This is a genomic window from Myxococcus xanthus (assembly GCF_006402735.1).
GTDB classification, from domain to species: Bacteria; Myxococcota; Myxococcia; order Myxococcales; family Myxococcaceae; genus Myxococcus; species Myxococcus xanthus_A.
Map to the genome: position 1 here is coordinate 3162073 of NZ_CP017174.1, position 23708 is coordinate 3185780.

General features: G+C 69.9%; 21 protein-coding genes. 11 read left to right on the forward strand and 10 right to left on the reverse strand.

Annotation, left to right across the window (positions count from 1 at the left end; all coding sequences use genetic code 11):
• Positions 1-102: 102 nt before the first annotated feature.
• Genes BHS09_RS13460 through BHS09_RS13470 form a run of 3 tightly spaced genes read right to left on the reverse strand, consistent with a single transcriptional unit; the run spans position 103 to position 4982 of the window.
• Positions 103-993: a sigma-70 family RNA polymerase sigma factor gene (locus BHS09_RS13460; protein WP_140798054.1), complete on the reverse strand. Its 891-nt coding sequence runs from the start codon at positions 991-993 to the stop codon at positions 103-105.
• Complete coding sequence (locus BHS09_RS13465) at positions 990-4106, reverse strand: tetratricopeptide repeat protein (protein WP_140798055.1); 3117 nt, start codon at positions 4104-4106, stop codon at positions 990-992. Before BHS09_RS13465 ends, BHS09_RS13460 begins: the two co-directional genes overlap by 4 nt.
• 57 nt (positions 4107-4163) lie before the next feature.
• Positions 4164-4982, reverse strand: coding sequence for a PHP domain-containing protein (locus tag BHS09_RS13470; protein WP_140790260.1), 819 nt, complete (start codon positions 4980-4982; stop codon positions 4164-4166).
• 118 nt (positions 4983-5100) lie between these two features.
• Between BHS09_RS13470 and BHS09_RS13475 the strand changes: the two genes are divergently transcribed.
• From BHS09_RS13475 to BHS09_RS13485, 3 genes are all read left to right on the forward strand, one after another.
• Positions 5101-5388: a hypothetical protein gene (locus BHS09_RS13475; RefSeq protein WP_140790261.1), complete on the forward strand. Its 288-nt coding sequence runs from the start codon at positions 5101-5103 to the stop codon at positions 5386-5388.
• Between the two features lie 63 nt (positions 5389-5451).
• On the forward strand, positions 5452-5886 hold the full coding sequence (locus BHS09_RS13480) for an OsmC family protein (protein ID WP_011552807.1): 435 nt from the start codon (positions 5452-5454) through the stop codon (positions 5884-5886).
• Positions 5887-5992: 106 nt separating this feature from the next.
• The gene (locus BHS09_RS13485) at positions 5993-6520 is read left to right on the forward strand and encodes a hypothetical protein (protein ID WP_237078279.1); all 528 of its coding nucleotides are present in this window, start codon (positions 5993-5995) and stop codon (positions 6518-6520) included.
• 73 nt (positions 6521-6593) lie between these two features.
• On the opposite strand, the gene speA is transcribed toward BHS09_RS13485, so the two are convergent.
• Positions 6594-8624: a biosynthetic arginine decarboxylase gene (gene speA, locus BHS09_RS13490; RefSeq protein ID WP_140790265.1), complete on the reverse strand. Its 2031-nt coding sequence runs from the start codon at positions 8622-8624 to the stop codon at positions 6594-6596.
• A 237-nt stretch (positions 8625-8861) separates the two neighbouring features.
• Here speA and clpX point away from each other — a divergent pair, with 237 nt between their 5' ends.
• On the forward strand, positions 8862-9932 hold the full coding sequence (gene clpX, locus BHS09_RS13495) for an ATP-dependent Clp protease ATP-binding subunit ClpX (protein WP_140790267.1): 1071 nt from the start codon (positions 8862-8864) through the stop codon (positions 9930-9932).
• A 1-nt stretch (position 9933) separates the two neighbouring features.
• On the opposite strand, the gene BHS09_RS13500 is transcribed toward clpX, so the two are convergent.
• Both BHS09_RS13500 and BHS09_RS13505 read right to left on the reverse strand, forming a co-directional pair.
• On the reverse strand, positions 9934-10689 hold the full coding sequence (locus BHS09_RS13500; protein WP_140790269.1) for a CvpA family protein: 756 nt from the start codon (positions 10687-10689) through the stop codon (positions 9934-9936).
• 14 nt (positions 10690-10703) lie between these two features.
• Positions 10704-11498: a J domain-containing protein gene (locus BHS09_RS13505; protein WP_140798056.1), complete on the reverse strand. Its 795-nt coding sequence runs from the start codon at positions 11496-11498 to the stop codon at positions 10704-10706.
• 1270 nt (positions 11499-12768) lie between these two features.
• Between BHS09_RS13505 and BHS09_RS13510 the strand changes: the two genes are divergently transcribed.
• The gene (locus tag BHS09_RS13510; protein ID WP_140798057.1) at positions 12769-13125 is read left to right on the forward strand and encodes a hypothetical protein; all 357 of its coding nucleotides are present in this window, start codon (positions 12769-12771) and stop codon (positions 13123-13125) included.
• Here BHS09_RS13510 and dnaK read toward each other — a convergent pair.
• Positions 13059-14666 (reverse strand): molecular chaperone DnaK, encoded by a 1608-nt coding sequence (gene dnaK, locus BHS09_RS13515; protein ID WP_140796443.1) that lies wholly within the window; start codon positions 14664-14666, stop codon positions 13059-13061. The two genes, BHS09_RS13510 and dnaK, sit on opposite strands and share 67 nt — an antisense overlap.
• A 205-nt stretch (positions 14667-14871) precedes the next feature.
• On the opposite strand from dnaK, the gene BHS09_RS13520 reads away from it, so the two are divergent.
• From BHS09_RS13520 to BHS09_RS13545, 6 genes are all read left to right on the forward strand, one after another.
• Complete coding sequence (locus tag BHS09_RS13520) at positions 14872-15705, forward strand: class II glutamine amidotransferase (protein WP_174260030.1); 834 nt, start codon at positions 14872-14874, stop codon at positions 15703-15705.
• A gap of 276 nt (positions 15706-15981) precedes the next feature.
• The gene (locus tag BHS09_RS13525) at positions 15982-16425 is read left to right on the forward strand and encodes an ATP-binding protein (RefSeq protein ID WP_140798058.1); all 444 of its coding nucleotides are present in this window, start codon (positions 15982-15984) and stop codon (positions 16423-16425) included.
• Positions 16422-17087, forward strand: coding sequence for an ATP-binding protein (locus BHS09_RS13530; RefSeq protein ID WP_140798059.1), 666 nt, complete (start codon positions 16422-16424; stop codon positions 17085-17087). The genes BHS09_RS13525 and BHS09_RS13530 overlap by 4 nt, the downstream gene beginning before the upstream one ends.
• Before the next feature lie 48 nt (positions 17088-17135).
• Entirely contained in the window at positions 17136-17468 is a 333-nt protein-coding gene (locus tag BHS09_RS13535; protein ID WP_140798060.1) for a hypothetical protein, read from the forward strand.
• 136 nt (positions 17469-17604) lie between these two features.
• Positions 17605-19527 carry a GYF domain-containing protein gene (locus BHS09_RS13540; RefSeq protein WP_237080343.1) on the forward strand — a complete coding sequence of 641 codons (1923 nt, stop codon included), beginning with the start codon at positions 17605-17607 and terminating at the stop codon, positions 19525-19527.
• 19 nt (positions 19528-19546) lie between these two features.
• The gene (locus BHS09_RS13545; RefSeq protein WP_140790281.1) at positions 19547-19876 is read left to right on the forward strand and encodes a DUF1330 domain-containing protein; all 330 of its coding nucleotides are present in this window, start codon (positions 19547-19549) and stop codon (positions 19874-19876) included.
• Between the two features lie 88 nt (positions 19877-19964).
• Here BHS09_RS13545 and BHS09_RS13550 read toward each other — a convergent pair whose 3' ends face one another.
• The 3 genes from BHS09_RS13550 to BHS09_RS13560 form a co-directional block, all read right to left on the reverse strand.
• Positions 19965-22142 carry a M4 family metallopeptidase gene (locus BHS09_RS13550; RefSeq protein ID WP_140798062.1) on the reverse strand — a complete coding sequence of 726 codons (2178 nt, stop codon included), beginning with the start codon at positions 22140-22142 and terminating at the stop codon, positions 19965-19967.
• Positions 22143-22368: 226 nt separating this feature from the next.
• On the reverse strand, positions 22369-23088 hold the full coding sequence (gene mrtX, locus BHS09_RS13555) for a myxosortase MrtX (protein ID WP_140798063.1): 720 nt from the start codon (positions 23086-23088) through the stop codon (positions 22369-22371).
• Entirely contained in the window at positions 23085-23705 is a 621-nt protein-coding gene (locus tag BHS09_RS13560) for an MXAN_2756 family trypsin-like serine endoprotease (protein WP_140798064.1), read from the reverse strand. The genes mrtX and BHS09_RS13560 overlap by 4 nt, the downstream gene beginning before the upstream one ends.
• Positions 23706-23708: the final 3 nt, after the last annotated feature.

Here is a 23708-nt window from a genome sequence, read left to right on the forward strand (position 1 = left end):
GCCCTGGGCGACACCGCGAAGGTGCTCAGCGGGGAATGGACGCGGACCTGCCCTGGAGTCGCAGCCCGGGGAGGCAGCCCAGGCGGACAGGTGGCGCTCGCGTCAGCTCATCAGCCGGTGGAGGCTGAGGTCCAGGCGGCTCTGGACCAGGCCCAGGAGGCTCTCCACCTCGCGCCCGTCCAGCTTCAGCCGGGCGGCCAGCTCGCGGTGGGTTTGCTTCAGGAGCCGCTCACGGGCCTGGGCCACGTGGCGTGCCACACTGGAGCGGGGCTCCGCGTACAGCGTGGCGATGCGGTCCATGGTGAGGCCATGGAGATGGTGCAGGCGCAAGAGCGCGCGCTCCCGTTCGGACAACATCGCCAGCGCGGCCTGGAGGGATTCGGACAGGGCTTGCCGCGAGTGGGCCTGGAGCACGTTTCGCTCGGGGTTGTCCCGGGACAACAGCTGCTCCAAGGCCTCCGGGGGCGTGGATGACTGCTCGTGGCGGCCGGTCTGCTCCAGCAACTCGCCGCCGATGCGCGAGGCGACGATTCGCACCCAGCGGCCCAGCGAGCCCCGGCCCGAGTACTCCGCGATTTTCGGCGCGCCGCCGTGAACGCCCAGCAGGAGCCGCTGGCGCGTCACCTGGAGCACCTCGTCCACCATCGCCGTGAGGTGCCGGGACAGCCGTGCGGCGGCTTTCTGGAGGACGTGCTTCTCGAAGAGCTGCAACGCCTGGGGCTCTCCCTGGGCACAGGCACACGCCAGGTAGACGTCCGCGGCGTGGAGCTGCTTGAGCGCATCCAGGGGTGTGCCTTCCGCGCGCAGGTGCCGACCCACGTGGTGCAACAGGGCCGCGGGCGCCAGCGTCACGGTGGGCCACGCCGCACGGCCTTGGTCGAGCAGCTCCGTGAGCAGGGCCTCCAGCGCGGGCGCGGAGCGCAGCGTGTCGTGCAGCGACTCGGGTGCCCCCGCGAGCAGCAGCGGCGTCAGCGTTTCCGGAGCCTGGCTCATCGGGTGACCTCGCTCACACGGGGCAGGTGCCGCGCCTGCCATGCCACGAGCTCGTCGTGCTCGCGCCGGGCGCGCAGACCCTGGGCTTCCAGCCACGCTTTCGCCTCGCGGATGAGGGCCGTGGCCTGCTCGCGTCCATCCGGGGCGGGCCGTTCCCACAGGGCCCGTGCGAGGAGGAAGGACACTCGCGCGGCTTCCTTCCGGTCCAGCCACACGCGCGCATGGATGCGCCGTGCGCGCTCGAGCAGCGGGACGGCTTGCTCCGGCGCGCGCAGGCTCAGGTGGGCCTCTCCGAGGCAGGCGAGGTCGAGCGCGACGTCCGGGCTGTCGTCACCCTGCGCGGCTTCATCCAGGGCCAGGGCGCGCTGGCAGCGGGTAAGTGCCGCCCGGAATGCGCCCGTCTCCAGGTCCACCCGGGCCAGGTCCCGCTCCACGCCACACGCCACCACGCTGTCGGTGCCGTTCGCCTTCTGAAGGAGGCCCAGCGCCTTCGTCAGGTTGCGCCGCGCCACCGCCGGTCGGCCCGCGCGCAGGTGAATGAGGCCCAGGTTGCGCAGCGACATCTCCAGGCGCGGCGAGTCCTGGCCCACGCTGCGTTGGATGCGCTCCAGCGCCTGCTGGTTGTGGGCGAGCGCCTCGTCGAGCCGGTCGGAGTCATAGGCAACCATGCCCAGCCCGCCGAGCGCGGTGACGGTGCTGGGGTGGTCCGTCCCCTTGCTGCGCTCGAAGATGGCCAGGGCTCGCTCATAGTGGCTCCGGGCTTCCCCCAGGCGCCCCTCGCGGCGCAGCAGTCCGGCCAGGTTGTTGAGGGGGGCGGCCAGGCTCGCGTGGTCCTTGGAGCGCGCGGCCTCCAGCAGCGCCAGCGAGCGTTGGAACGTTTCGAGCGCTTCTTGCGTGCGGCCCAGGGCGAGCAGTTCGGTGGCGATGTTGTTGAGGTTGAGCGCGAGCACCGGGTGCTCGGGGCTCCACTGTCGCTCCTGGAATGCGTAGGCCTGCGCCTCCCGGTAGAGCGCCAGGGCCTCCTCCGCGCGAAGCTGCCGCGCGCGGACGCGCCCCAGGCCGGTGAGGAAGTACGTCACGCGAGGCCGTGAGGGGCCCGCGGTCCGCCGCGCCAGCTCCAGGCCCTGGGTGAACTCCGCGTCCGCTTCGTCCAGCTTGCCCTGCACCAGGAGCAAGCCGCCCATTCGCAGGTGCAGGTCGGTGGCGATGTGCGGGAAGCGCTCGCGGCCCAGTCGCTCCACCGCGGCGCGGGCATGGTGCACCAGCCGGTTCGCCTCTTCCATGCGCGCCATCTGGTCGCCCACCACCCACAGGAGGAGGTTCCAGACACGGGCCACGGTTTCGTCGTCGCGGCCCGCCTCGGCGGCCCAGAGCGCCTTGTAGAGGTGCTCCTCGGCTTCCTTGGGCTTGCCGGCGAGCCCATGGGCATAGCCGTGCAGGGTGAGGACCTCTGCCTCCAGCGGGCGGTAGTCCAGCCCCTGGATGTCCTGGAGCAAGGCCGTCGTCTCCTTCAACGCGCCGGGGTGGTTGCCCGCGTCCATGTGGGCCCGCGCCTCGGCCAGCTTGCGCCGCGCCGCGTCCACGCGAGGCCGCAGGGCATCCGGAGGCTGAGGCCGGTTCGCCAGCTCCGGCGCGTCCCGGCAGCCGGAGACTCCCTCCAGGGACGCCACCATCTGCGGCGCGTTCTGCACCGTGCGCGCGTCCGCCTCCTCCAGCACGTCGACGACGGCGGCCAGGTGCCACAGCCGTGTGTCCAGGCACGCGGCCGTCTGCCATGAGTCCTTGGTGTCATCGCGCGAGGCCGTGCACGCGTCGGTGCGCAGCTCGCGCCACGTGTCCGCGTGTCCGTCCAACGTGCTGGCGACGGCTTCCCACGCGGCGGCGGCGAAGGGCTTGCCCGTGGCCAGGAAGGCCGCATGGATTCGAGCGCGGCGCTCCGGTCCCCAGATGGTGGTGAGCCGCTCCGCCTCCAACTCGCAACGGGCCTGCCTCCGATGCGCCGCCACGTAGCCCACGGTGAGCCCTAGAAGACACGCCACGGCGGCGGAGGCGCCCACCCAGGCAAGGCGCCTTCCTGCGCGGGGGGCTAGCTCGGTCAGCAGCGCCTCCATCGATGGGAAGCGCTCTTCCGGCTGGGCTCGCAAACCCCGCAGCACCGCGCGCCGCACACGGGCCGGGATTTTCGATTCGCGCTCTGGCGCGCGGATGCGTCCTTCCCGCGCGGCCTGACCCAACGCTTCCAGCGTCCGGCCCTCGAAGGGGCGCACGCCGTGGAGCGCTTCGTACAGTGCCACGCAGAAGCTGAACTGGTCCGAGCGCGCGTCCACGCCGTGTCCCTGAAGCTGCTCGGGCGCCATGTACGCCGGCGTGCCCAGCAGCGCGCCCGAATGGGTCAGCGGCGAGTCCACCAGCGAGGCCGGCGCCGTCACCGTGTCCAAGCGCGCTGGCGTGGCGTGGCCCAAGACTCGCCGGTGGGAGGGCCGGGCCAGACCGAAGTCCGTCACCCGCACGCGCCCATCCTTCCCGACCAGCACGTTGCCCGGCTTGAAGTCGCGGTGGACCAGCCCGGCGGCGTGGGCGGCCGCCAGTCCCCGGCCCGCGTCCACGAACACGCGCACCACGTCCTGCCATGGATGCGGCGTCTCCAGCCACTCCGCCAGCGACGCGCCCTCCACCAGCTCCAGCGCCAGGAAGACGCAGTCATCGCAGACGCCCACGTCGTGGACGGTGACGACGTGCGGATGGGCCAGCCGGGCCAGGGCCTGAGCCTCGCGCAGCAGCCGCAGGCGCAGCTCCTCCAGGTGCCGGCCCTCGGGGCGCAGCAGCTTCAGCGCGACCCTTCGGTCCAGCTCCGGGTCATGGGCCGCGTACACCTCGCCCATGGCGCCCCGGCCAATGCGCTCCTGCACCACGTAGCGTGAGAGCTGGGTGCCCGGGGTCACCAGCGGGCCATCGACGGGCAGGGACGCGGCCTCCGGCGCACTGGCGCCCAGGGCCAGGTGCTCCTGGCAGCGCTCACATCCCTCCACGTGGGCCAGTACGCGCGTGCGGTGCGCGTCCGGGAGCGCCCCTTCGAGGAAGTCGCTCAGTGTCGTCTCGCTCGGGCACCCCATGGCGGCCCGGAGACTAACAAAATCCCGGAATTTTCACTTTTGCCCGCCTGTGACGGCTCAGGCCTGGGCGCGTGACTTGAGGCGGGCGAAGAGCTCGGGAGGCATGGAGGCGGTGCCCAGCCGGTGGTCGGCGGAGATGGCCTCGCCGTGGAAGTCGCTGCCAGCGGTGGGGACCAGGTCCAGCTCCTTGGCCAGGCTGAGATACTTCTGGCGCACGCTGGGGTTGTGGTCCTCGTGCAGCACCTCGAGGCCCGCCAGTCCCGCCAGGGCGAGCGCGCGGATCTCCAGCCGCTCCATGCGCGATGAACCCGGGTGGGCGAGGGTGGCCGTGCCGCCCGCGTTGCGGATGAGGCGGATGGCGTCCTCGCCGGCCAGCTTGAAGCGCTCCACCCAGGCCGCGCCGCGCATGCCCAGGAAGCGGTCGAAGGCCTCCTTCACGTCCACCACCCAGCCGCGGTCCACCAGCACGCGGGCCAGATGGGGACGTCCCAGCTGCGCGTCGCCGGCCACCGCCCGGACGTGCTCCATGCGCACGGGGTAGCCCAGCTGCCGCATGCGCTCCAGCAGGGCTTCCATGCGCTGCTCGCGCTCCAGCCGGAGCCGGTCGGCGAAGCGAGCGATGTCCTCGTCGTCCGGCCTCAGGAAGTGCCCCAGGATGTGGCACTCGCGTCCATGAATGAACGCGGAGATTTCGATGCCTGGCACCAGCTCCACGCCGTGGGCGCGCGCCGCCACCTCGGCCTCGGCCAACCCCGCGACGGTGTCGTGGTCGGTAATCGCCAACACCGTCACCCCGGCGGCGGCCGCCCGCGCCAGCAGCTCCGTGGGCGCATATTGACCGTCGCTGGCGGTGGTGTGCGAGTGCAGGTCAATCACGGCGGGCTCCAGGGTGTGGGGGGAATGTTTCCCATACGCGACCTATGCCGGGTTTCACACCAACTTGCGGCATGGGGGGTGCCGCCGCCACCCAGGGTGTGGCTACTGTCCGAGCCCTATGGGCAAGAAGTCCGATACGACCATCGAGAACCGGGTCTACCTCTTCGAGTCATTGGCGAGCAGCTACGTCGCGTCCGCCACCGAGGTCTTGTCCTCGGAGGACCCCGCGGTGCGGCAGCGCGCGCGCCGGGCCCTGGCGGAGCTGGCCTTCGTGTCCTGTGTCATGGCGGACACTTCGCATCTGCCGGCCGAGCAGGTTCGGGCCCAGGTGCTCGGCGCGCCCGAGCGCGTCCCGGAGGCTCCTTCGAAGGTGTCCGGCGGCGCGGCCCGGAAGCGCAACAAGTAGCGGCCCCTAGCGTGGTTCGGGGTGGTATGTCGGCGGAGCCCTTTTGCTTCGAGGAGCGCCGACATGAGCCCGCCGCAGACGCCCGCCACGGGCGTGGTGATGACGCTGGTCAGCCAGCCCCAGTTCAAGACGCAGCTCACCCATGGCCCGTCGGGCACGGTGAATCAGACGGAGGCGCCGCGCGACAACGGCGGCACCGGTGGCAGCTTCTCTCCCACGGACCTGGTGGGCGCGGCGCTGATGTCATGCGCGGTGACGACGATGCACCTGTTCGCCTCGCGTGAAGGCATTGCCCTGGGCGAGGTGAGCGCTCGGGTGGAGAAGCGGATGTCACCGCCGCCGCGCCGCATCGCCGAGCTGGTGCTGGACATCCAGATGCCGGCCGGCCTGTCTGCCGAGCACCGGGCCACACTGGAGAAGGTGGGCCGCGAGTGCCCGGTGGCCCGCAGCCTCCACCCGGACGTGAAGCTGCCGCTGACGTTCAGCTATCCGGACTGAGGACGCCAGGCCGCTTGCCCTCCAGGGGGCCTGCCCGCGAATGCTGCGGGTGGGCCCCTTCGTGTTCATCCTCCCCGGCTGCGGGGCTCGTCCTGGAGGACATGGCATGCATGCGAAGCGGCTGGGCATCTACCTCAATGACCACCTGGCGGGCTCGGTGGGCGGGCTGGAGCTGGCAATCCGCACGGAGGCGGAGAACCACGGCAACCTGCTGGGCCGCTACCTGGCGACGCTCATCCCCGAGCTGAAGGAAGACCAGTCCACGCTGCTGTCGGTGATGGACGCCCTGGCGCTGAAGCGGGATGGGCTGAAGACGCGCGCCGCGTGGGCCGTGGAGAAGGTGAGCCGGCTGAAGCTGAACGGAACGCTGGTGCGCTATTCGCCCCTGAGCCGGCTGCTGGAATTGGAAGGCTTGTGCTCGGCCACGGAGGGCCGCTTGTCTCTCTGGCGCACGCTGGCGCGCGTGTCGGTGAAGGACGCCCGGCTCGCGGTGTTTCCCTTCGAGTCGCTCGTGCAGCGCGGCGAGGCGCAGCGCTCCGTGCTCCAGCGCTTGCGGGCCCAGGCGGCTGACGTGGCCTTCGCGGAGGAGCCGCAACCCTTCGGCTCGGGGGAGCCCCTCGTCGCGGACCACTGATGGACACCCGGGCATGAAGAAGCCCCCTGCCGCGGTGAGCGACAGGGGGCGGGACTTCATTCTGGCGCGGGGCTCAGGTGCCCGACGTTCCCGACGCGCCAGGAGCCGGCGTCGTGGGCCGGGCGGCCGAGGCGTCCGGCGTGGGCACCAGGCGCAGCTGGCTGGCGCTGCCGCCGAAGCTCGCGTCCACCTCGCGCTCCAGGTACGTGTAGCCGGACAGGCCGTCCTCGTACATGCGCAGCAGGTTGCGCGACTCGTCCAGGGTGATGCGGCCCTGGCGCAGCGCCGCCTCGGTGAACTTGCGCAGCTTCGCCACCAGGTCGTCCTTGGTGTAGCTGACGTAGTTGAGCACCTCCGTCACCGTGTCGCCGGCCACCACGTTGTCGATGAGGTAGCCCCCGTTGGGCCCCAGCGACACCTGCACGGCGTGCGTGTCGCCGAACAGGTTGTGGAGGTCGCCGAGAATCTCCTGGTAGGCGCCCACCATGAAGATGCCCAGGTAGTAGTCGTCATCGTTGAGCGCGTGCAGCTCGAGGGCGTCCTTCACCTCGCGCTTGTCGATGAAGTGCTCAATCTTGCCGTCCGAGTCGCAGGTGATGTCCGCCAGCGTCGCGCGGCGCGTCGGCTTCTCCGCCAGCCGGTGGATGGGCATCATCGGGAAGAGCTGGTCGATGGCCCACGAGTCCGGCAGCGACTGGAACACGGAGAAGTTGCAGAAGTACGTGTCGCTGAGCGCCTTCTCCAGGGAGTCCAGCTCCTCGGGAATCTCCCCCTGCTCACGCGCGATGCGCATGATCTTGTGGCAGGCGGCCCAGTAGATGTTCTCCGCCGCCACGCGCTGCTCCAGCGACAGGTGGCCCAGCGAGAAGAGGGTGAGGCTCTCCTCCTTGGCGTCCTGCGCGTCGTGCCACGCCTCCAGCAGGTTCTTGTTGGTGACCTCCCGGTAGGTGGACCAGAGGTTGCGCACCACGGAGGGCGCCTTCTCGTCCACCTTCTCGGGGACCTGGGCCGGGTCGAACTCGCTGGTGCCCAGCACGTCCACCACCAGCACCGCGTGGTGCGCCACCACGGCGCGGCCGGACTCCGACACCAGCGTGGGGTGCGGCACGCCGGCCCGGTCACAGGCCTCCATGACGCCGAACACCACGTCGTTGGCGTACTCCTCCGTGGTGTAGTTCATGGAGGAGGCGAAGTTCGTCTGGGAGCCGTCGTAGTCCACGCCCAGGCCGCCGCCCACGTCCAGGTACTTCAGCGGCGCGCCCTGACGGGCCACTTCCACGTAGAAGCAGCCCACCTCGCGCAGCGCGTTCTTCACGTTGCGGATGTTGGAGATCTGGCTGCCCAGGTGGAAGTGCAGCAGCTCGAAGGAGCTGAGCAGACCGGCGTCCTTCATGAAGCTGATGCAGTTCATCAGCTCGGAGGAGGACAGGCCGAACTTGGAGCGGTCACCGCCGCTGGCCTCCCACTTGCCGGCGCCGCGCGTGGACAGCTTCACGCGCATGCCCAGCCGCGGGACGATGCCCGTCCGACGGGCGACCTCCGCGATGAGCGGCAGCTCGCTGGGCTTCTCCACCACCAGGATGACGTTGCGGCCCAGGCGCGAGTAGAAGAGCGCCGTCTCGATGTACTCCTCGTCCTTGTAGCCGTTGCAGATGACGAGCGCGTTCTCGTTCTCCAGCAGCGCCATCACCGCGAGCAGCTCCGGCTTGCTGCCGGCCTCCAGCCCGTAGTTGTAGCCCTTGCCCGCCTCGATGAGCGTTTCCACCACGAAGCGGTGCTGGTTCACCTTGATGGGGTACACGCCGCGGTAGCCGCCCTTGAACCCGTGCTCGTTCATGGCCTTGCGGAAGGCCTCGTTCAGGTGGACCACGCGGTGGCGCAGTACGTCCGTGAAGCGGATGAGCAGCGGCAGGCCAATGCCCCGGCGGCGCACTTCGTCGACCAGCTCCTTCAGGTCCATGTTCGGGGCCTGAGGACCGTCCGGGTGGACGATGACATGGCCCTTCTCGTTGATGCCGAAGTAGGGGTTGCCCCAGTTCCGGATTCCGTACAGCTCGTGCGCGTCGGCGAGGGTCCAGCGGTGGGGAGGGGCGTTTGCGGGCATCGGCGTCTCGAGGCTCCCAGGGTGGGGGGTGGACTCCCATGAACAACGGAAACGGTCACGGGAATCGCGCGGGAACTATCGGAAAGCCCCTCGGTATTCAACAGCCGCCTGTGCGGAGGGCAAGCGGGCTGGCGGGGCGGCCGCCCGGTGCTCCTCCTCCCTCGGGCCGACCCTCCATTCAATTCCTACCCTTTTCCCGTGAGTCCTGAGGGACGCGTGGAAACAAGGGGAGGGTACATGGAGTCGTCCGCACGCAGGGAAGAAGCGGTGCTGACCCCGCGGGAAATCTACGAGCGGCTGGATCGCTTCGTCATTGGCCAGGACGCCGCCAAGCGCGCCGTGGCCATTGCGGCCCACAATCACCTCAAGCGTCTTCTGGCGCGAAGGCTGCGCCGGACGTCGCTCATCAAGAAATCCAACATCTTGCTGATGGGGCCCACTGGGAGCGGCAAGACGCACATCGCCCGCAACCTGGCGGACATCCTCCACGTGCCGTTCACCACCGTGGACGCCACCGAGTACACGGAGGCCGGCTACTACGGGAAGGATGTGGAGGTGATGATCTCCGACCTCCTCTTCAAGGCGAACCACTCCGTGGAGGACACCCAGCGGGGCATCATCTTCATCGACGAGGTGGACAAGATTGCCCGCCGCTCCCAGGGCGCCCGCAACGGCGCGGGCAGCCGCGACATCGGCGGCGAGGGTGTCCAGCAGTCACTGCTGAAGCTGCTGGAGGGCCGCGAGGTGTACGTGCCCCTCAACGTCACCCAGGCCTGGAACAAGAGCGACTTCGTGCAGGTGGACACGCGCGACATCCTCTTCATCTGCGCGGGCACGTTCAGTGACTTGCACGACGACGGGGATGAGGGGCGCCGCGCCATGGGCTTTGGCGCGGAGGACACGGCGAAGCGCAGGCAGAAGCGCATCAGCACCCGCCAGTTGACGGACTTCGGCATGCTGGCGGAATTCCTCGGCCGCCTTCCGGTGATGGTGCAGCTGGAGCGGCTGGGCGAGGAGGACCTGATTCGCGTGCTCACCGAGCCGCCGGACTCCATCGTGCGCGAGTTCCGCGAGCTGCTGTCCATGGATGACCTGGAGGTGGACTTCGCCGACCCGGGCCTGCGCGAGGTGGTGCGCTATTCCGTGGAGCGCGGGCTGGGCGCGCGAGGATTACGGTCCATCCTGGAGCACGTCATGGCGGACGTCATGTTCGAGGCGCCCGAGCGGCGGCGGCGCCAGGTGACGGTGGACGCGGGCTTCGTGCGAGAGCGGCTGCGAGGGCTGGATTCGACGCAGCTGAACGTGTGAGTCAGGGCTCGCGCTCGGAGGCACGGGCCGCGGCGCCCAACCGGGCCGCCACGTCCGGGTCCTGGATGAGCTGGAGCACACCGTCGTGGCGCAGCAGCGCGGCGGTGTCTCCTCGCGCCAGGGCCTGCTTCAGCTTCGGGTCCTGCAGCAGGCGCTGGAAGCGAGGGTCCTTGCGCAGGGCCTTGTAGGCCGGGTCGTCCTGGAGCTTCCCCGCGCGCTTCGGATCGCTGGCGGCCTTGGCGACCTCCACCAGGTTCTTCACCGGGGCGAACTGCGTCATCTCGAAGAGGTTGTAGCGGCGGGCGACCTCGATGGAGAGCGACTCCTTCGGGGACAGGCCCACGCGGCGGCCCGCGATGACGACGTGCTGTTCGAAGAAGGCGATGGCGCTGAGGACGACCCAGGCGATGATGCCCATCTTCGCGCCGCCCAGCACGAAGCCGAGGAAGCGGTCCACGCCCCGGTTCTCATTGTGCTGACCGGTGGAGAGGATGCGCAGCAGCAGCGCGCCCAGGGCGTAGCGCACCGCGAGCCACGTGCAGATGAACAGGAGCACCGTGCCCACGATGGCGCCCAGGAACAGTGGGCTGCCCAGGGCTTCGGCCAGGTGTGGGGCCGACACGGGTCCCAGGCGGCGGGAAGCGAAGTAGCCCACCGCCAGGCCCACCACGTTGGCGACCTGACGCGACGCCCCGGTGATGGCGCCGATCATGGCGAAGAACAGCACCAGTCCGAGGATGATGAGGTCGATGACCATGGGCGCAGCCGCCGTCAGCGGATCTTGAACGAGCCGCCCTTGTCACGGGACTCGTCCTGGGACTGCTTCTGGACCTCCGCCAGCCGCTCCTTGTAGCGGGCGTTGGAGGGCTCATAGGTGAGCGCCATCTTCAGGTTCCGCTCGGCGGCGGACCAGTTGCTTGCGTCCGCGTCCTTCTGCGCCTGCTGGAAGAACTGGCGTCCCTTGGGGTGGGTGCCGATCTGCTCTTCCTGCTCCTTTTTGGCGGCGGCCTTGGTCTCCGCTTCGGAGGCCTCGGTGAAGCGCAGCTTCTGGGCGCGCTCGGGGCCCGTCACGTCGACGACGTACTTCTTGCGCTTCGTGTCATCGCGCAGGACGTAGTAGGCCTCGGTGACGCGCTTGTAGAGCTCGTTGATGCGCTCCTTCAGCTCCTTGGAGTCCATGTGGAAGAAGCGGTCCGGGTGGTAGGTGCGGCTCTCCCGGTAGAAGGCGCGCTTGATGTCCGCGGGCGTGGCGGTCCGCTCCAGCATGAGCACTTCGAAGTAGTCGATCTGGTCCAGCTTCGCGCAGCGCGATTCCAGGTCGGCGAGCTGCTGGATGTCCAGGCCCGGGCTCGTTGACGCAGCAGGCGCCGGCGGTGGCGTGACCGCCGTGGCCGCGGCAGGGGCGACGGGCGGGACGATGGGCGCCACGGAAGGAGTCGAGGGCACCGCGCCGGATGGAGCGCGTGGGGCCGGCGTCAGCGGTGCGATGCCTGGGACGGCGGGCGCGACGGACGGGGGAGGGCGCGGCGGCGTGGCGCCGGCGGGCACCAGCGCTGGAAGGGACATGGTGGGCCGTGCCCCGGGCTTCTGCTGTGGGGCCGTGGAGGGCGCCACGGGAGGAGCGACCTGTCCCAGCGCGAGTACGGGAGGCGGCCTCGACGCCGGTGCTGTTCCTTGGGGGCGCGCCGGTGCGGAAGGTACGGCGCCTGCCTGCGGCGCGGCTGCGGGGATTGCCGGGGCGACCGTCGGGACCGTCCTCGTCTGGACCGGTGCGCGGGGCGCTACCGGGGCAACGGAGGGGACGACGCCTGTTGATGAGGGCGACGCCGGAGCGCCCACGGGGGCGATGGATGGCACTGCTCCCGCGACTGGGGACGCAGCGGCTCCAACGGGAGCGACGGGGGGAATGACTCCGGCCGAGGATGGCGATGCTGTCGAGCCCACGGGCGCGATGGAGGGCACTGCGCCCGCGAGTGGAAAGGCGGCCCCCACGGGAGCAATGGGGGGAGCGACACCAGCCGAGGATGGCGACGCTGTTGCACCCACGGGCGCGATGGCAGGGGCAACGGCGGGGATGGCGCCCATGGTGGGCCGCTGCGCCGGAGGAACAGCACCGGCCGGACGCGGAGGAGGCGTGTTTCCTCCTGCTGCTGCCGGGCGAGGCGCGGGCGTTGGTGCTCCCGCGGCATTTGGATTCGAGCCCTGGCGCGGGGCGGACGTGTGGGCTCCAGTGGCAGTGGCGCCAGCCGTCGCGACGCGTGGCACAGGCGTACTCGCGCCAGCGGCGGGGGAGGCCGGTGCCGGTCGCGAAGCGGGCGTGGTGGTGCCTGCGGGGGCCACGCGGGGGACAGGTGTGTTGGCGCCTGCGCCCGTCACCTGTCTCGGTACGGGCGTGGCGGCGCCTGCCGCTCCAGCGACCGGACGCGGTACGGGCGTGGCAGCCCCAGCTGCTCCGGCAGGTGGGCGCGGCACGGGTGTCCGAGCGTCAGCACCAGTTGCACTCGCACGAACCGCCGCCGTACCCGGCGCGGACGCCGAGATCCCTGTGCCAGCTCCCGCCGGGCGCGGCACCGGAGTCGTGGCGACCGCGGCGGATGGCGCATCTCCAGCAGCACTATGTTGCCCCGGCACTGCGCCAGTTGCCGGCTGCCTCGCGGAAGTGCTCGTCGCGGCGCCCACAGCTGGAATCGCCGGCAGCGCCGCGGGCGTGCCTCGCGGCGCAATCACCGAACCCGGCACCGACGGCACCGCACCCGACGCCGGACGTGCCGGCGTCGCCGCGGGACTCGCACCCGGCGCCGTCGCACGTCCAGGAGTGGAAGGCGCACCCTCTCCTGTGCCCGTCCGCACCGTGGGAATCCCTGTCGTCGTGGCCCGGGGTGGCACCGGGGGCGTCACGCCGGTGGGACGTGCGACAGGTGTTCCCTGGGGCCGAGGCGGCGGAGTCGGCGCGCTGGCGGCGGGCGACGACGGAATCGTCCCGGGCGTGACGGGGCCGGGCACGGCGGCCGTCACGCGCGGGACGGCGGGCCGGGCGGGCGTGGCCGGTGTCTCGGGCGTGGCTCCCGGCGGTTTGCCGGCGCTGGGGTCTGAAGGCTCGGACATCGGCGTGGTCGAGTCGCGGCCTTACTGCGCCGCAGCGGGCAGGTCGTTGCTGTTGTGGCCGGCAAGCCGGGTGTTCCGGTTGGCCTGAATGGACTGCTGGATATCGGCCTCGCTCATGCCGGAGGACAGGGTGATGGAGGTCGACGTCTTCTGACCCGTCTCCGTGTCGCACGCGGACACGTGCACCAGTCCATCCGTGTTGATTTCGAAGGTGACCTCGATCTTCACCTCGCCGCGGTAGCCGATGCGGAAGCCCGCGAACTCGAACTCGCCGAGCATCTCGCACTCGTCGGCGCGGTTGGACTCGCCCTGGTACACGCGAATCTTCACCTTCTCCTGGCCGTCGCGGCTGGTGGTGAACGTCTTCGAGCGGTCGATGGGGACCGGCGTGTTCTTGTCGATGATCTTCTCGGTGTACCCACCCACCGTGCCGATGCGCAGCGACAGCGGCGTGACGTCCACCAGGAACGTCTGCGCCGTGCTGTCCAGCAGCGCGTGCGACTGGAGCGCCGCGCCCATGGCCACGACCTGGTCCGGGTTGATGCCTTCCATCGGCTCCTTCTGGAAGTAGTGCTTCACCGAGTTGCGGATGATGGGCAGCCGCGTCGGCCCGCCCACGAGGATGACCGCGTCGATGTCGGCGGCCGTCAGGCGCGCGCTCTGGAGCGCCTCGTCGCACACCTTGAAGGTGCGCTGCACCAGGTCCATCACCATGCGGTTGAACTGGTCCTGGTTGAGCTGCCCACGCAGGTCCATGATGTTGCCGTCCGCGTCCTGGCAGATGCCCTGGCAGAGAATCTCCGCGGAGCCCGTCTGGCCCACGTCGATCTTCGCCTTCTCCGCGGCCTCCTTGAGCATCTGCAGGCAGAACTTGTTCTGCCGCACGTCCAGGCGCGTCCGGGCCAGGAAGTCATCCGCCAGCCACGTCATGATGCGGTCGTCGAAGTCGTCGCCGCCCAGGTACGTGTCGCCCGCGGTGGCCAGCACCTCGAAGACGTCCTTGCCAATCTCCAGGATGGAGACGTCGAAGGTGCCACCGCCCAGGTCGTAGACCACCACGCGCTGGTTGACGTCACGCCCGAAGCCGTACGCGAGCGCCGCGGCGGTGGGCTCGTTGAGGATGCGCAGCACCTCCATGCCGGCGATGCGGCCCGCGTCCTTGGTGGCCTGGCGCTGGTTGTCGTTGAAGTACGCGGGCACGGTGACCACGGCCTTGGTCACCTCCTGGCCCAGGTACGTCTCCGCCACCGCCTTCATCTCCTTGAGCACCAGCGCGCTGATCTCCGGGAGCGAATAGGAGTGGTCGTTCATCGCGATGCGCACCGAGTTGTTGTCGCCCTCGACGATGCGGTACGGCATCACCGCCTGCGCCTTCTTCACCTCGTCGGAGAAGTAGTAGCGGCCGATGAGGCGCTTGGCGGAATAGACGGTCTGCTCCGGGTTGGTGATGATGTTCTTCTTGGCCGCGTTGCCGACCAGGACCGAGCCATCCTCGAGGAACGAGACGCAGGAGGCGTGAGTCGTCTCTCCCCACTCGTTGGGGATGACGATGGGCTGGCCGTCCTGGACCACCGCCACGCACGAGTACGACGTGCCCAGGTCGATGCCGATTGCGATGTCGTCCGCCATTCCGTCTCCGGTGAAGACCTTCAGCAGAGGTCCGTCGGTGAAGCGCACGGAGGTTAGGCACCCCCAGAAGCGGGTGTCAACGTTCCCGTGTCAATAAAGCCTAGCCATTTCAAGGGCTTAGCGAGGGTGCAAGGGAGCATGCCCGCTGGCTTGAGGGGGCGCTCCGAGGCCATTATCTCTCATGGCGAAGGGGGTTTATTCATCCATGTCCGTCATCCTCGCCGCTCTGACGTCCGACCCGAACCTGCTGCGCTGTGAGCTGCACCGCCTCAAAGGCCAGGTCCTGCTCCAGGGAGAGCCGAGGGCGAACGCCTTGGGGGTGGGAGCCTACGCCCAGGAGGAGGTCCTGTTGCGGCGCTTCTCCAGCGGGGAGGAACTGACCCTGGACTCGCTCGCGCCTCCGCATGAATCGGAGGCGCTGCTGTTCCACGCGGGCCGGCTGCCCGTGGGCTTGTCGCTGGAGGAGAACACCCAGCCCTTCCGCTCCCGGCGCTGGTTGTTCGCCCTTCATGGCGGCGTACAGGGTTTCGAGCTGCTTCGTGCCCCGTTGCTGGCGTCTCTGCCGGACCACCTGCGGCGTCAGGTGCGCGGCGGAACCGAGGGGGAGCTGCTGTTCGCCGTCTTCCTCAGGCGCCTGCGCGACCTGGGACGCACGGAGGATCCACGGCTGGAGGCCGAGGTCGCTGGACGCGTGCTGGCGGACACGGCGCGCGAGGTGGCTCGGGCCGCGGCCCAGGCCGGCGTGACACGCACGCCCACGCTCAACCTGGTGGCCACCAACGGCACCATCCTGGCGGCGACCCGGTACGGCGAACATCCCTTGTTCTGCACGCGGCTGGAGGGGGCGGCCGAATGCGACTTGTGCGAGGTGACGCCCGCGACGCCAGATACGCAGCCCGCGGTGGGAGCGCACCGGCGCCGTCGCACCGTGGTGGTGGCCAGCGCGCTCAAGCGCACCACGGGATGGGTGGAGCTGGCGCATGGCCACACGCTCACGGTGGGGCCGGATCTGCAGATGCACGAGCTGTCCGGCACGTGAGCGACGTGCGCGAGGAAGGCGCCTGGAGGCCACTCCCGAAGGGGATGCGGGCCTCGGCGCCACCTCGTGGAAGTCCCGGCGGTCCCGCCGTGACGCGCTGAACTCCCGACCGCGCTTCACGAATACCCCTCATTCACATCCAGGCTTTCCCGAGATGGGCGCTCGGGGTCCGGGATGACCGCGGACCGCTTTACATCCCCAGAGGGGAAGTGCTTCCATTGGAGGGGTTTCATCGAAATATTGAAGACTTGCTGGATTTCAGTGCTCGTGTCTCCCATGTTCTCAGAAGTTGAGCCGATGTTCAGCATCGAGGTCCGCTTGAGGTCGGATGCGGCGGTCGCCGCCGCGTTGAGCCGCTGCTACGCCCGCGACCATGGCCTGACGGCGCAAGCCAGCGCCGAGGTGGCGGTGGTGGTGAGCGAGCTGGCCACCAACCTGGTGCGCCACGCGGGTGGCCGGGGTTGGGTGGAGCTGTGGCGCGAGGCGGAGTGGCTCTTCATCCGCTCGCGCGACCGCGGCCCCGGCATGGCGGACCCATCGATGTTCTTCGCTGGCAGGGAAGGGCGTCCGGGCCCGCTGCCTGGAGAGAGCCTGGGCGAAGGCGGGGCCGCGGTGCGACGGCTCACCGACGACGTCCAGGTGGCCAACCGCGAAGGCGGTGGGTTCGAGGTGCTGGCGCGCAAGCGGGTGGTGGTCCAGGCGAAAAGGAGGCACGGTTGAGCGGTGGTTTGGTGTGGGCGCTGTTGCGCGTCTTGCAGCAGTTCATGTCGGAGACGGCGGCGCGGTTGGTGCTGCGAGGCACCGTGGAGTCCCTCCGGCTGTCCCTGGACACGGCGACCTCGGCGGACCTGCCACGCATCATCGAGGCGCTGGAACCCGCCACCCGCCACTTCGTGGACCCTTCTCGCCGGCCGCAGATGATGGCGCAGCTTCGCGCGCAGCTCGCGCCCTCGGCGGGGCCGGAGAGCGCGGCCACTTCCGCCGCGGCGGAGGGGCGGGCCACCGCCTATCTGGTGCGCACGGAAGCGGACGCCAGTCACGCGCGGCTCGCCGCCTGGATGCTGTGCGAGTCCCTGGGCGGGCGCGGCTACGAATGCCAGAAGGTGGCCACGGCGGTGAGTGAGCTGGCGCGCAACCAGATTTCGTACGCCGGGGGCGGCACCATCCAGCTCGCGCCGCAGCTAGCGCCCAAGCGGCTGCTGCGTGTCAGCGCCGAGGACTCCGGACAAGGCATCCCGGACCTGGAGCGCGTGCTGTCGGGGACGTACAAGAGCAAGACGGGCATGGGCCTGGGTTTGTTGGGCGTGAAGCGGTTGGCGGACCGCTTCGACGTGCGCACCGGCCCGAAGGGCACGCAGGTGGACTTCGAGGTGTGGCTGTGAGGCTCGCGGTCGCCCACCGCTCCCGTCCCAAGGTGGGGGAGCTGTGGCATGGGCATCCAGCTCGAAGGCGTGGAGACGGCGTTGGGGCTGGAGGAAGGCCTGGCGTTGCTCGGCATCGAGGTCACGGGCGCGCGCAGCGCCGCCGCGGAGCGCGAGGCCGCGCAGTTGCTGGCGGAGGAGATGCTCGGCCTGGTGGTGCCCGCGCCCACGAAGTCCTCTGTTCGATTGCCCACGGAGCTGACAGGGAAGCCGGGTGTGCCAGAGCGTGCCGCGAGGTGTGAGGGCACTGCTCTCGCTCCCACGCGTGGCGCGTCGACGGCTGTGTGTTCATGCCGCACAGTCGGGGCATTGTACGAAGGTGGGGCATGGGAACTACGCTAGGGCTCCGTCTCACGTGGGGGCTGTGTCCACCTCCGCGCAGATGCTCGCCGTTGACGAATCGCCGTGGTGGCATTCCATTGGGTGAGGTCTGATGGTGCGGCTTAATCGGGACCGGATGGAATCAAGGAGCGGGTCGATGGCCGGCAACTCAGGGGAAGACAACGCCAACCCGGGACACGCCCGGGAGGTCGCCCCAGAGCGCCCTGACGAGGGCGATTCGCCCGTGCTGGATGGCGTGTCGGATGCGGAGCTGGACGCCATCGTGGGCCAGCTGCGCACGGACAAGAGCCTTCGTGTCCGGCCCAGCGCGCAGCCGCGCTATCGCGAGGCCACGCAGTCGGAGCGACTGCATCGGGGCGCGGGCCGTTCACGGGCGTCCACCTTGGGCGAAGAGGAGGCGCCGCCGAAGGAAGCCGCGCCCGTCGTGAAGCATGCCTGGTACTTCGTCACGGGCGGCGCGGCCTACGGTCCTCACGACCTCGCGGACCTGAAGGCCCACGTGGAGCGGGGTTTTCTGGGCTTTGATTCCCTGTGCTGGCGCGAGGGGTTCAGTGAGTGGCTGCCCCTGGGGCACATCCCGGAACTCGCGTCCGCGCTGCTGCCGCCGTCCGTGCCCGCGGGACCTCCGCCCGTGCCACCGGAAGCATCCAGGGCCTTCATGCCCCAGGCCGCGCGCGCGGTGGACGTGTCCGAGGCCACCACGGAGCGGGTGATCCTGAACGCGCCGGGCACGGTGGTGCCCCCCTTCGCGGCCATTGCACCGGCCGCCGTCGTGGCGGCTCCCGCGGTGAGCGCGGCCGCCATTCCGCAGGCGACTGGCGCACTGCTTCCCGTGGAGGGCCCAGGGGCTCCGGCCGCGAGCGGCTTCGTTGGGACGGAACCGGAAGCGGTTGTCGCGACGCTCGCACCGGAGCCTGTCACCGCGCCGGCCGCGAGTGACTTCGCCGCGTACGGAGCACCAGTGTCGGACCCGATGCCCGTGGCGGAGCCCGTGGGGACCCACGCCGTGCTCGCGTCGCCGTCGTCCGAGGAACGCGCGCGTCGCAAGCGCAGGCTGGGTTTCATCCTGGCGGGTGGTGCCATCGGCGGTATGTCGGTGGCCCTGGCGCTGGGCGTCTTTGGTGGTGGGGGCGGCCGTGGTGCCGCGAGCCCCGGTGATGCCGTGGACACGACGCGTGGCACCGGTGCGCCGCCGCCCGCGGAACAGCCGGTGGCCGCCGCGCCCACGCCGGAAGCGGTCGCGGCTGCGAGCCAGGGCGGCGCGGCGTCTGGTACCCCCACGTCAGCGGGCGGCACTGGCAGCGCGAGTCCGGGCCTCAGCGGCGCGGGCGTCGCGACGTCGGCCGCCGAGAGCGCGCGCGACCCGAGCCCGGTGCGGGAGCCCACACGCCCGTCGACGCCCTCGCTCTCGGCCGCCTCGGTCGATCGCGGAGGCCGCGTGCCGGAGCTGACCGGCACGGAGAGCACGGCGCGCGCCGCGACCGGCGGCGGACGGCCGTCGCCGGAGGAGCGCGTCTTCGAGCGGCCCACGGGCAGTCTCTCCTCGCGAGACGTCGCCGTGGCCTTCGTCATCGGGAAGCACTCCGTGGCGCCTGCTCCGGAGCCGGAGCCCGCCAAGCGGCCCGCGACGACTGTGGCGGAAGCCGCGACGGCTGGCAGCTCGGAGGACGACCTGGGGCCCGACGCGGACTTCGACCGCATGCTCTCCGGCCCAGGGCCCAACGCCACCAAGCACCACAAGCCGACCGTCTATGTTCCGCCCGACCCGACGGCGCCGCGCGAGTCGCTCGACCTGGCCACCGTCTTCGCGGTGGTGCATGCCCGGCGTTCGGAGCTCTCGGCGTGTGCCCGGGAGCAGTCCGCGCCGCCGCAGGAGGGGGACCGGGCAGTGCTGCGCTTGAGCGTCCTGCCGAGTGGGAAGGTGGAGTCCATCACCACCGAGACGCCGTGGCTGCGAGGCACGTCGCTCGTGCGTTGCATGCAGCAGAAGATAGGCGCCTGGACGTTCCCCAGGCATCGAACGCAGGGAGCGCCCGTCGTCTTCCGATACGAGTTCTGAGCCGCCGCAAGGAGCGCCCATGCCTGCGTATGTCCTGGTCGAGGTCTCGGTGCACGACGCGCAGACCTACGAGCGGTACAAGCAGCTCGCGCCTCCGTCGCTCAAGCCCTACGGGGGCCGCTACCTTGTCCGGGGCGGTCCCACCCAGGCCCTGGAAGGCACCTGGCAGCCCCCGCGCTTCGTCCTGCTGGAGTTCCCCAGCGTGGAGCTCGCCAGGGCCTGGTGGGCATCCCCGGAATACGCCGCCGCCAAGGCGCTCCGCCACGAAAGCGCGCACTCCATCATGTTGCTGGTGGAGGGCGTGCCGGCCACGACGCCCGTCACTGAAATAGGGGAGTCGCCGGCCTGAGAAGCCGCTGGAAAGCCGAAGCCCGGCGCCAGTCCGCGGTGTGTCGCGGGCCGGGCCGGGCTCGGGTGTCTTCAGTGAAGCGGGAGGACTAGTTCACGCCGACGGCGGTCCAGCTCTCCTTGACCTTCGCCACTTCGGCGGAGTCCGCGCCGTAGAGGTCCGTGGCCGCGTTGATGGTCGCGGTGCGGGCCTGGGCGAACGTGGTGCTCGGCGTCATGTAGTGGGCCAGGGCGCGGTAGTAGATCTTCAGGCCCTTCTCCATGCCGATGGCGTCCTTCACCTCGACGCCGGACGTGCGGTTGGTGCCGCCGTTGGTCAGCAGGTAGAAGGCGTTGTTCGCGATGCCGCTGGAGCCGTGCACCTCGGTCTGCTTCGGGTAGTTCTTGTAGTTGTCGATCGAGTACTTGTCCTTCGTCGGATCGTCCATGTAGCGCAGACCGTCGGTGGGGTCGCCGTCCGTCGGCGTCCAGGCCGTCTCGCCCACCGTCCAGTTGAACTTCACGTCGGGGTTCTTCTGGGACGCGTACCACTCGAGGCCAGCGCCCATGATGTCGCTCATCGCCTCGTTCAGACCACCGGACTCGCCGCGGTAGATGAGGCCGGCGGTGCGCTCGGTGAGGCCGTGGGCGATCTCGTGGCCCGCGATGTCCAGCGCGGTGAGCGGACCGGAGTTGCGGCCGTCGCCGTCGCCGTAGCTCATCTTCTCGCCGTCCCAGTACGCGTTCACGTAGTTGTTGCTGACGTGGACGTAGGACACCAGCTTCTCACCCGCGCCGTCGATGGAGTCACGGCCGAGGATGTCCTTCATGTAGTCGTACATCATCTGGCCGCCGTAGTGCGCGTCCACCGCAGCCTTGTTGCGCTCCGGATCCGTGGCCTCGCCCCAGACGTCGTTGTTGTCCTTGATGGGCGTCTGGCCGCTGGCGCGCTCGCGGTTCATCGCGTCGTAGGTCGCCACGCCCTTGCCGCGCGTGCCGTCCTCGAGCGTGTACGTGCCGTCCGCCTGCTTCTTCGTTTCCAGCGCGACCTTGCCGCTGTACATGGACGTGTCGTCCGCGATCTTCTCGCCGGGACCGGGCTCGTTGGGCTCAACGGCCTTCGGGGTGATGGTCAGGCCCCAGCTGTTCAGCGTGCCCGTGTCGCGGCGCGCGTTGTCCTTCACCGACAGCGTCCACTCGCCCTTCGCGGACTCGCCCGCGAAGCCGCTCAGGTCGAAGCTGCCCTTGATGTGGTCCGCGCTGCCACCCTTGCGGTTGTGCACCGTCTCCGACTTGCCGGAGGGGCTGGTGAGCGTGACCGACAGGTCGCCCTTGAACGTGTGGTCGATGTCCAGGTCCAGCTTCAGCTGGTCCACGGTGCCGTCCTGGGTCACGTTGATCTTCGACGTGACGGTGGTCAGGTCGGCGATCTCCGCCTTCGGCGTGGCCGAGGCCTTGATCTCGGAAGGCGTCGCGGCAGCGCTGTGGGCGTGGTCGGCGTGGTCCGCGCCTTCGGCGTGGCTGTGGCCGTGCGCGGCGCCGCGCTGGCGGGCGAAGCCGTCAATGGCGTTGAACTGCTCGAAGAGCTTCCCGGTGTTGGCGTCCACCAGGTAGTTCATCTTGCGCGGATTGTCGGTGCCATCCACGTTGGTGACTTCCACCCGGTAGGCGGAGTGGTACTCACCGGAGATGTCCTTGTAGATGACGCGCTCGGAGTTCGGCTGGCGGTCCGGCTTGCCGTCGAACGCCTTCATCGCGATGTCCAGCGCCTGGCTGTGCGTCACCTTGGGCTTCTGCGTGCCCAGGCCGGCCGGGATCTCAGACTGGTCGCCGGTGGTGTTCTTGACCTTGCCCTCGGAGTCGAGGTGCGTGACGACCTGCTCGCCGAAGACCTTCACGCCCTCGTGCTGGCGGTCCAGACGCACGTGCGTCATGCCCAGCGAATCACGCTCCACGCTCTTCGGCGTGTACGCCGGGAACTGCACGCCGCCGATGATGCCGGGGTTGCGGATGGAGGTCTGGGTGGTGGGGGCCAGGTGCGCCAGCGACGCCTGGATGGCGGTCTGCGCCTCGCGGCTGTCCAGGGAGAGCCGGCCCACGGGAGGCGGCAGCGGCTTCAGCGTCTTCTCCGCGCGCGCCAGGTCCGACGTCTTGGCCGCGGGGCCGAACCCATCCTTGATGACGTTCGGGGTGATGGTCGCGGGCTTCGCAGCCGTCTTCGACTGAGCCTCGGAAGCAGCAGTGGGGCGAATCGTGGGCTTCGGACCTTCGGTGCGGCGAATCGTCATTGGGGGTCTCGAACTCAGTGCAAGGGGGTTGAAGAGTTATCGCCGCAGTGTGGCTCGGAGTTTCTTGTGATATTTTCGACGCAATAAGCCATTCCCGGAAGGCAAGTAAAACCTTGTCGAAGTTCCGTTGAAATCAGGTTACGGGCGCGTAAACACGCCCGTTTTTCACGGACGGTGGGCGCGGTGCTGTTGCACGGAGTGGGGGCGCGGCGAAGCTCGGCGAAAATCAGCCGAAAAAAGAAACCTCGAGAAACCGCACATAGAGGTTGCAAGCCGCGTGAAACAAGGCGGCGCCGATGACGGTGCCGGTGCGCTCCCGCATCCACCCGAAGATCAGCGCCGGGAAGAACACGGACAGCCGCCACGCCTGGAAGATGGCCAGGTGGCCCAGGGCGAACAGCAGCGCCGTCAGCCAGAAGGCGGGGCCCAGCCGGCCCCCCAGGAACTTGCGGCCCTGGGGCCAGGCGTCGCGCAGCCGCGTCTGGAGGTAGCCCCGGTAGAAGAACTCCTCCGGCAGCGCGACGACGAAGAGCTGGTCGATGAACCACTCTCCGAAGCGCGGGGGCAGGCGGGGCTGGAAGCGGGCCTCGCCCATCAGCGGCGTGAGGTGCTTGGCCAGCGCCGGGGGCAGGTGGGGCAGCACCTCCACGAACGCGGCGAAACCCAGGAAGAAGAGGGGGCCCACCACCGCGGACAGCAGCAGGAACAGGCGCAGGTCCTCGCGCCACGCGCGCAGCGACAGGCCGTAGTCCCCGTAGTCCTCGTCCCGCCAGCGCATGGGGATGAGCGGCAGGTAGAGGAAGCCCACTGTCGCGACCAGCTTGGGGATGCTGGTGCCGCCCAACAGGAGGAAGGCGGCGATGATGGACAGGAAGCCCACCGCCCACAATCCCACCGCTTCTTGCACGGCGTTCGGTCGCCAGGGAGTCGTCACGGCCTGGGTCATGGCATGTCCACCGACGCCAGCTCCACCTTCACCGCGTTCAGCGGCAGCACCCGGCAGCCGCGACGGTGCTTCTTCACCACTACCGCCACCAGCCGCCCCTCCGCGTCGAAGACGGGGCTGCCCGCGGGCAGGGCCAGGGGGATGTCATAGAAGGGGGCCTGGGTCGCCCGGGCTCGCGCCGGCACGGGGCGCGCGGGCTGGCCCTTCTTGGCGGGGAGGACGCCCACCAGCCAGCGGCCGTCGAGGCTGTCGCCGTCCCGAAGCACCTTCACGGGCGCCGCCGGGTACGCGCCATCCGGAGCGGCGAGCACCGCCACCTGGAGGTCCTGGCTGGCCATCACCACCCGGGCGGGCAGCGTCTTTCCGTCGTGCTCCACCGTGGCGGCATTCAGGCCGGTGAAGCTGGCCCCCACGGGAGTGACGGAGGTGAGGACCTGCCCCGCGGACCCCACGAAGACGCCGGGCCCCGCGTTCCGAGGACCCTTGACGAGCACCACCGAGCGTCCGTGTCGCTCCAGCACCCGTTGGAGGTCGGCGCGCGAGGGCTTTTCGGCCTCCGCTGCGGCGGAGGCGAAGGGGAGGAGGCAGAGGAGGAGCAGCGGCGGCAGGCGGGACATCGG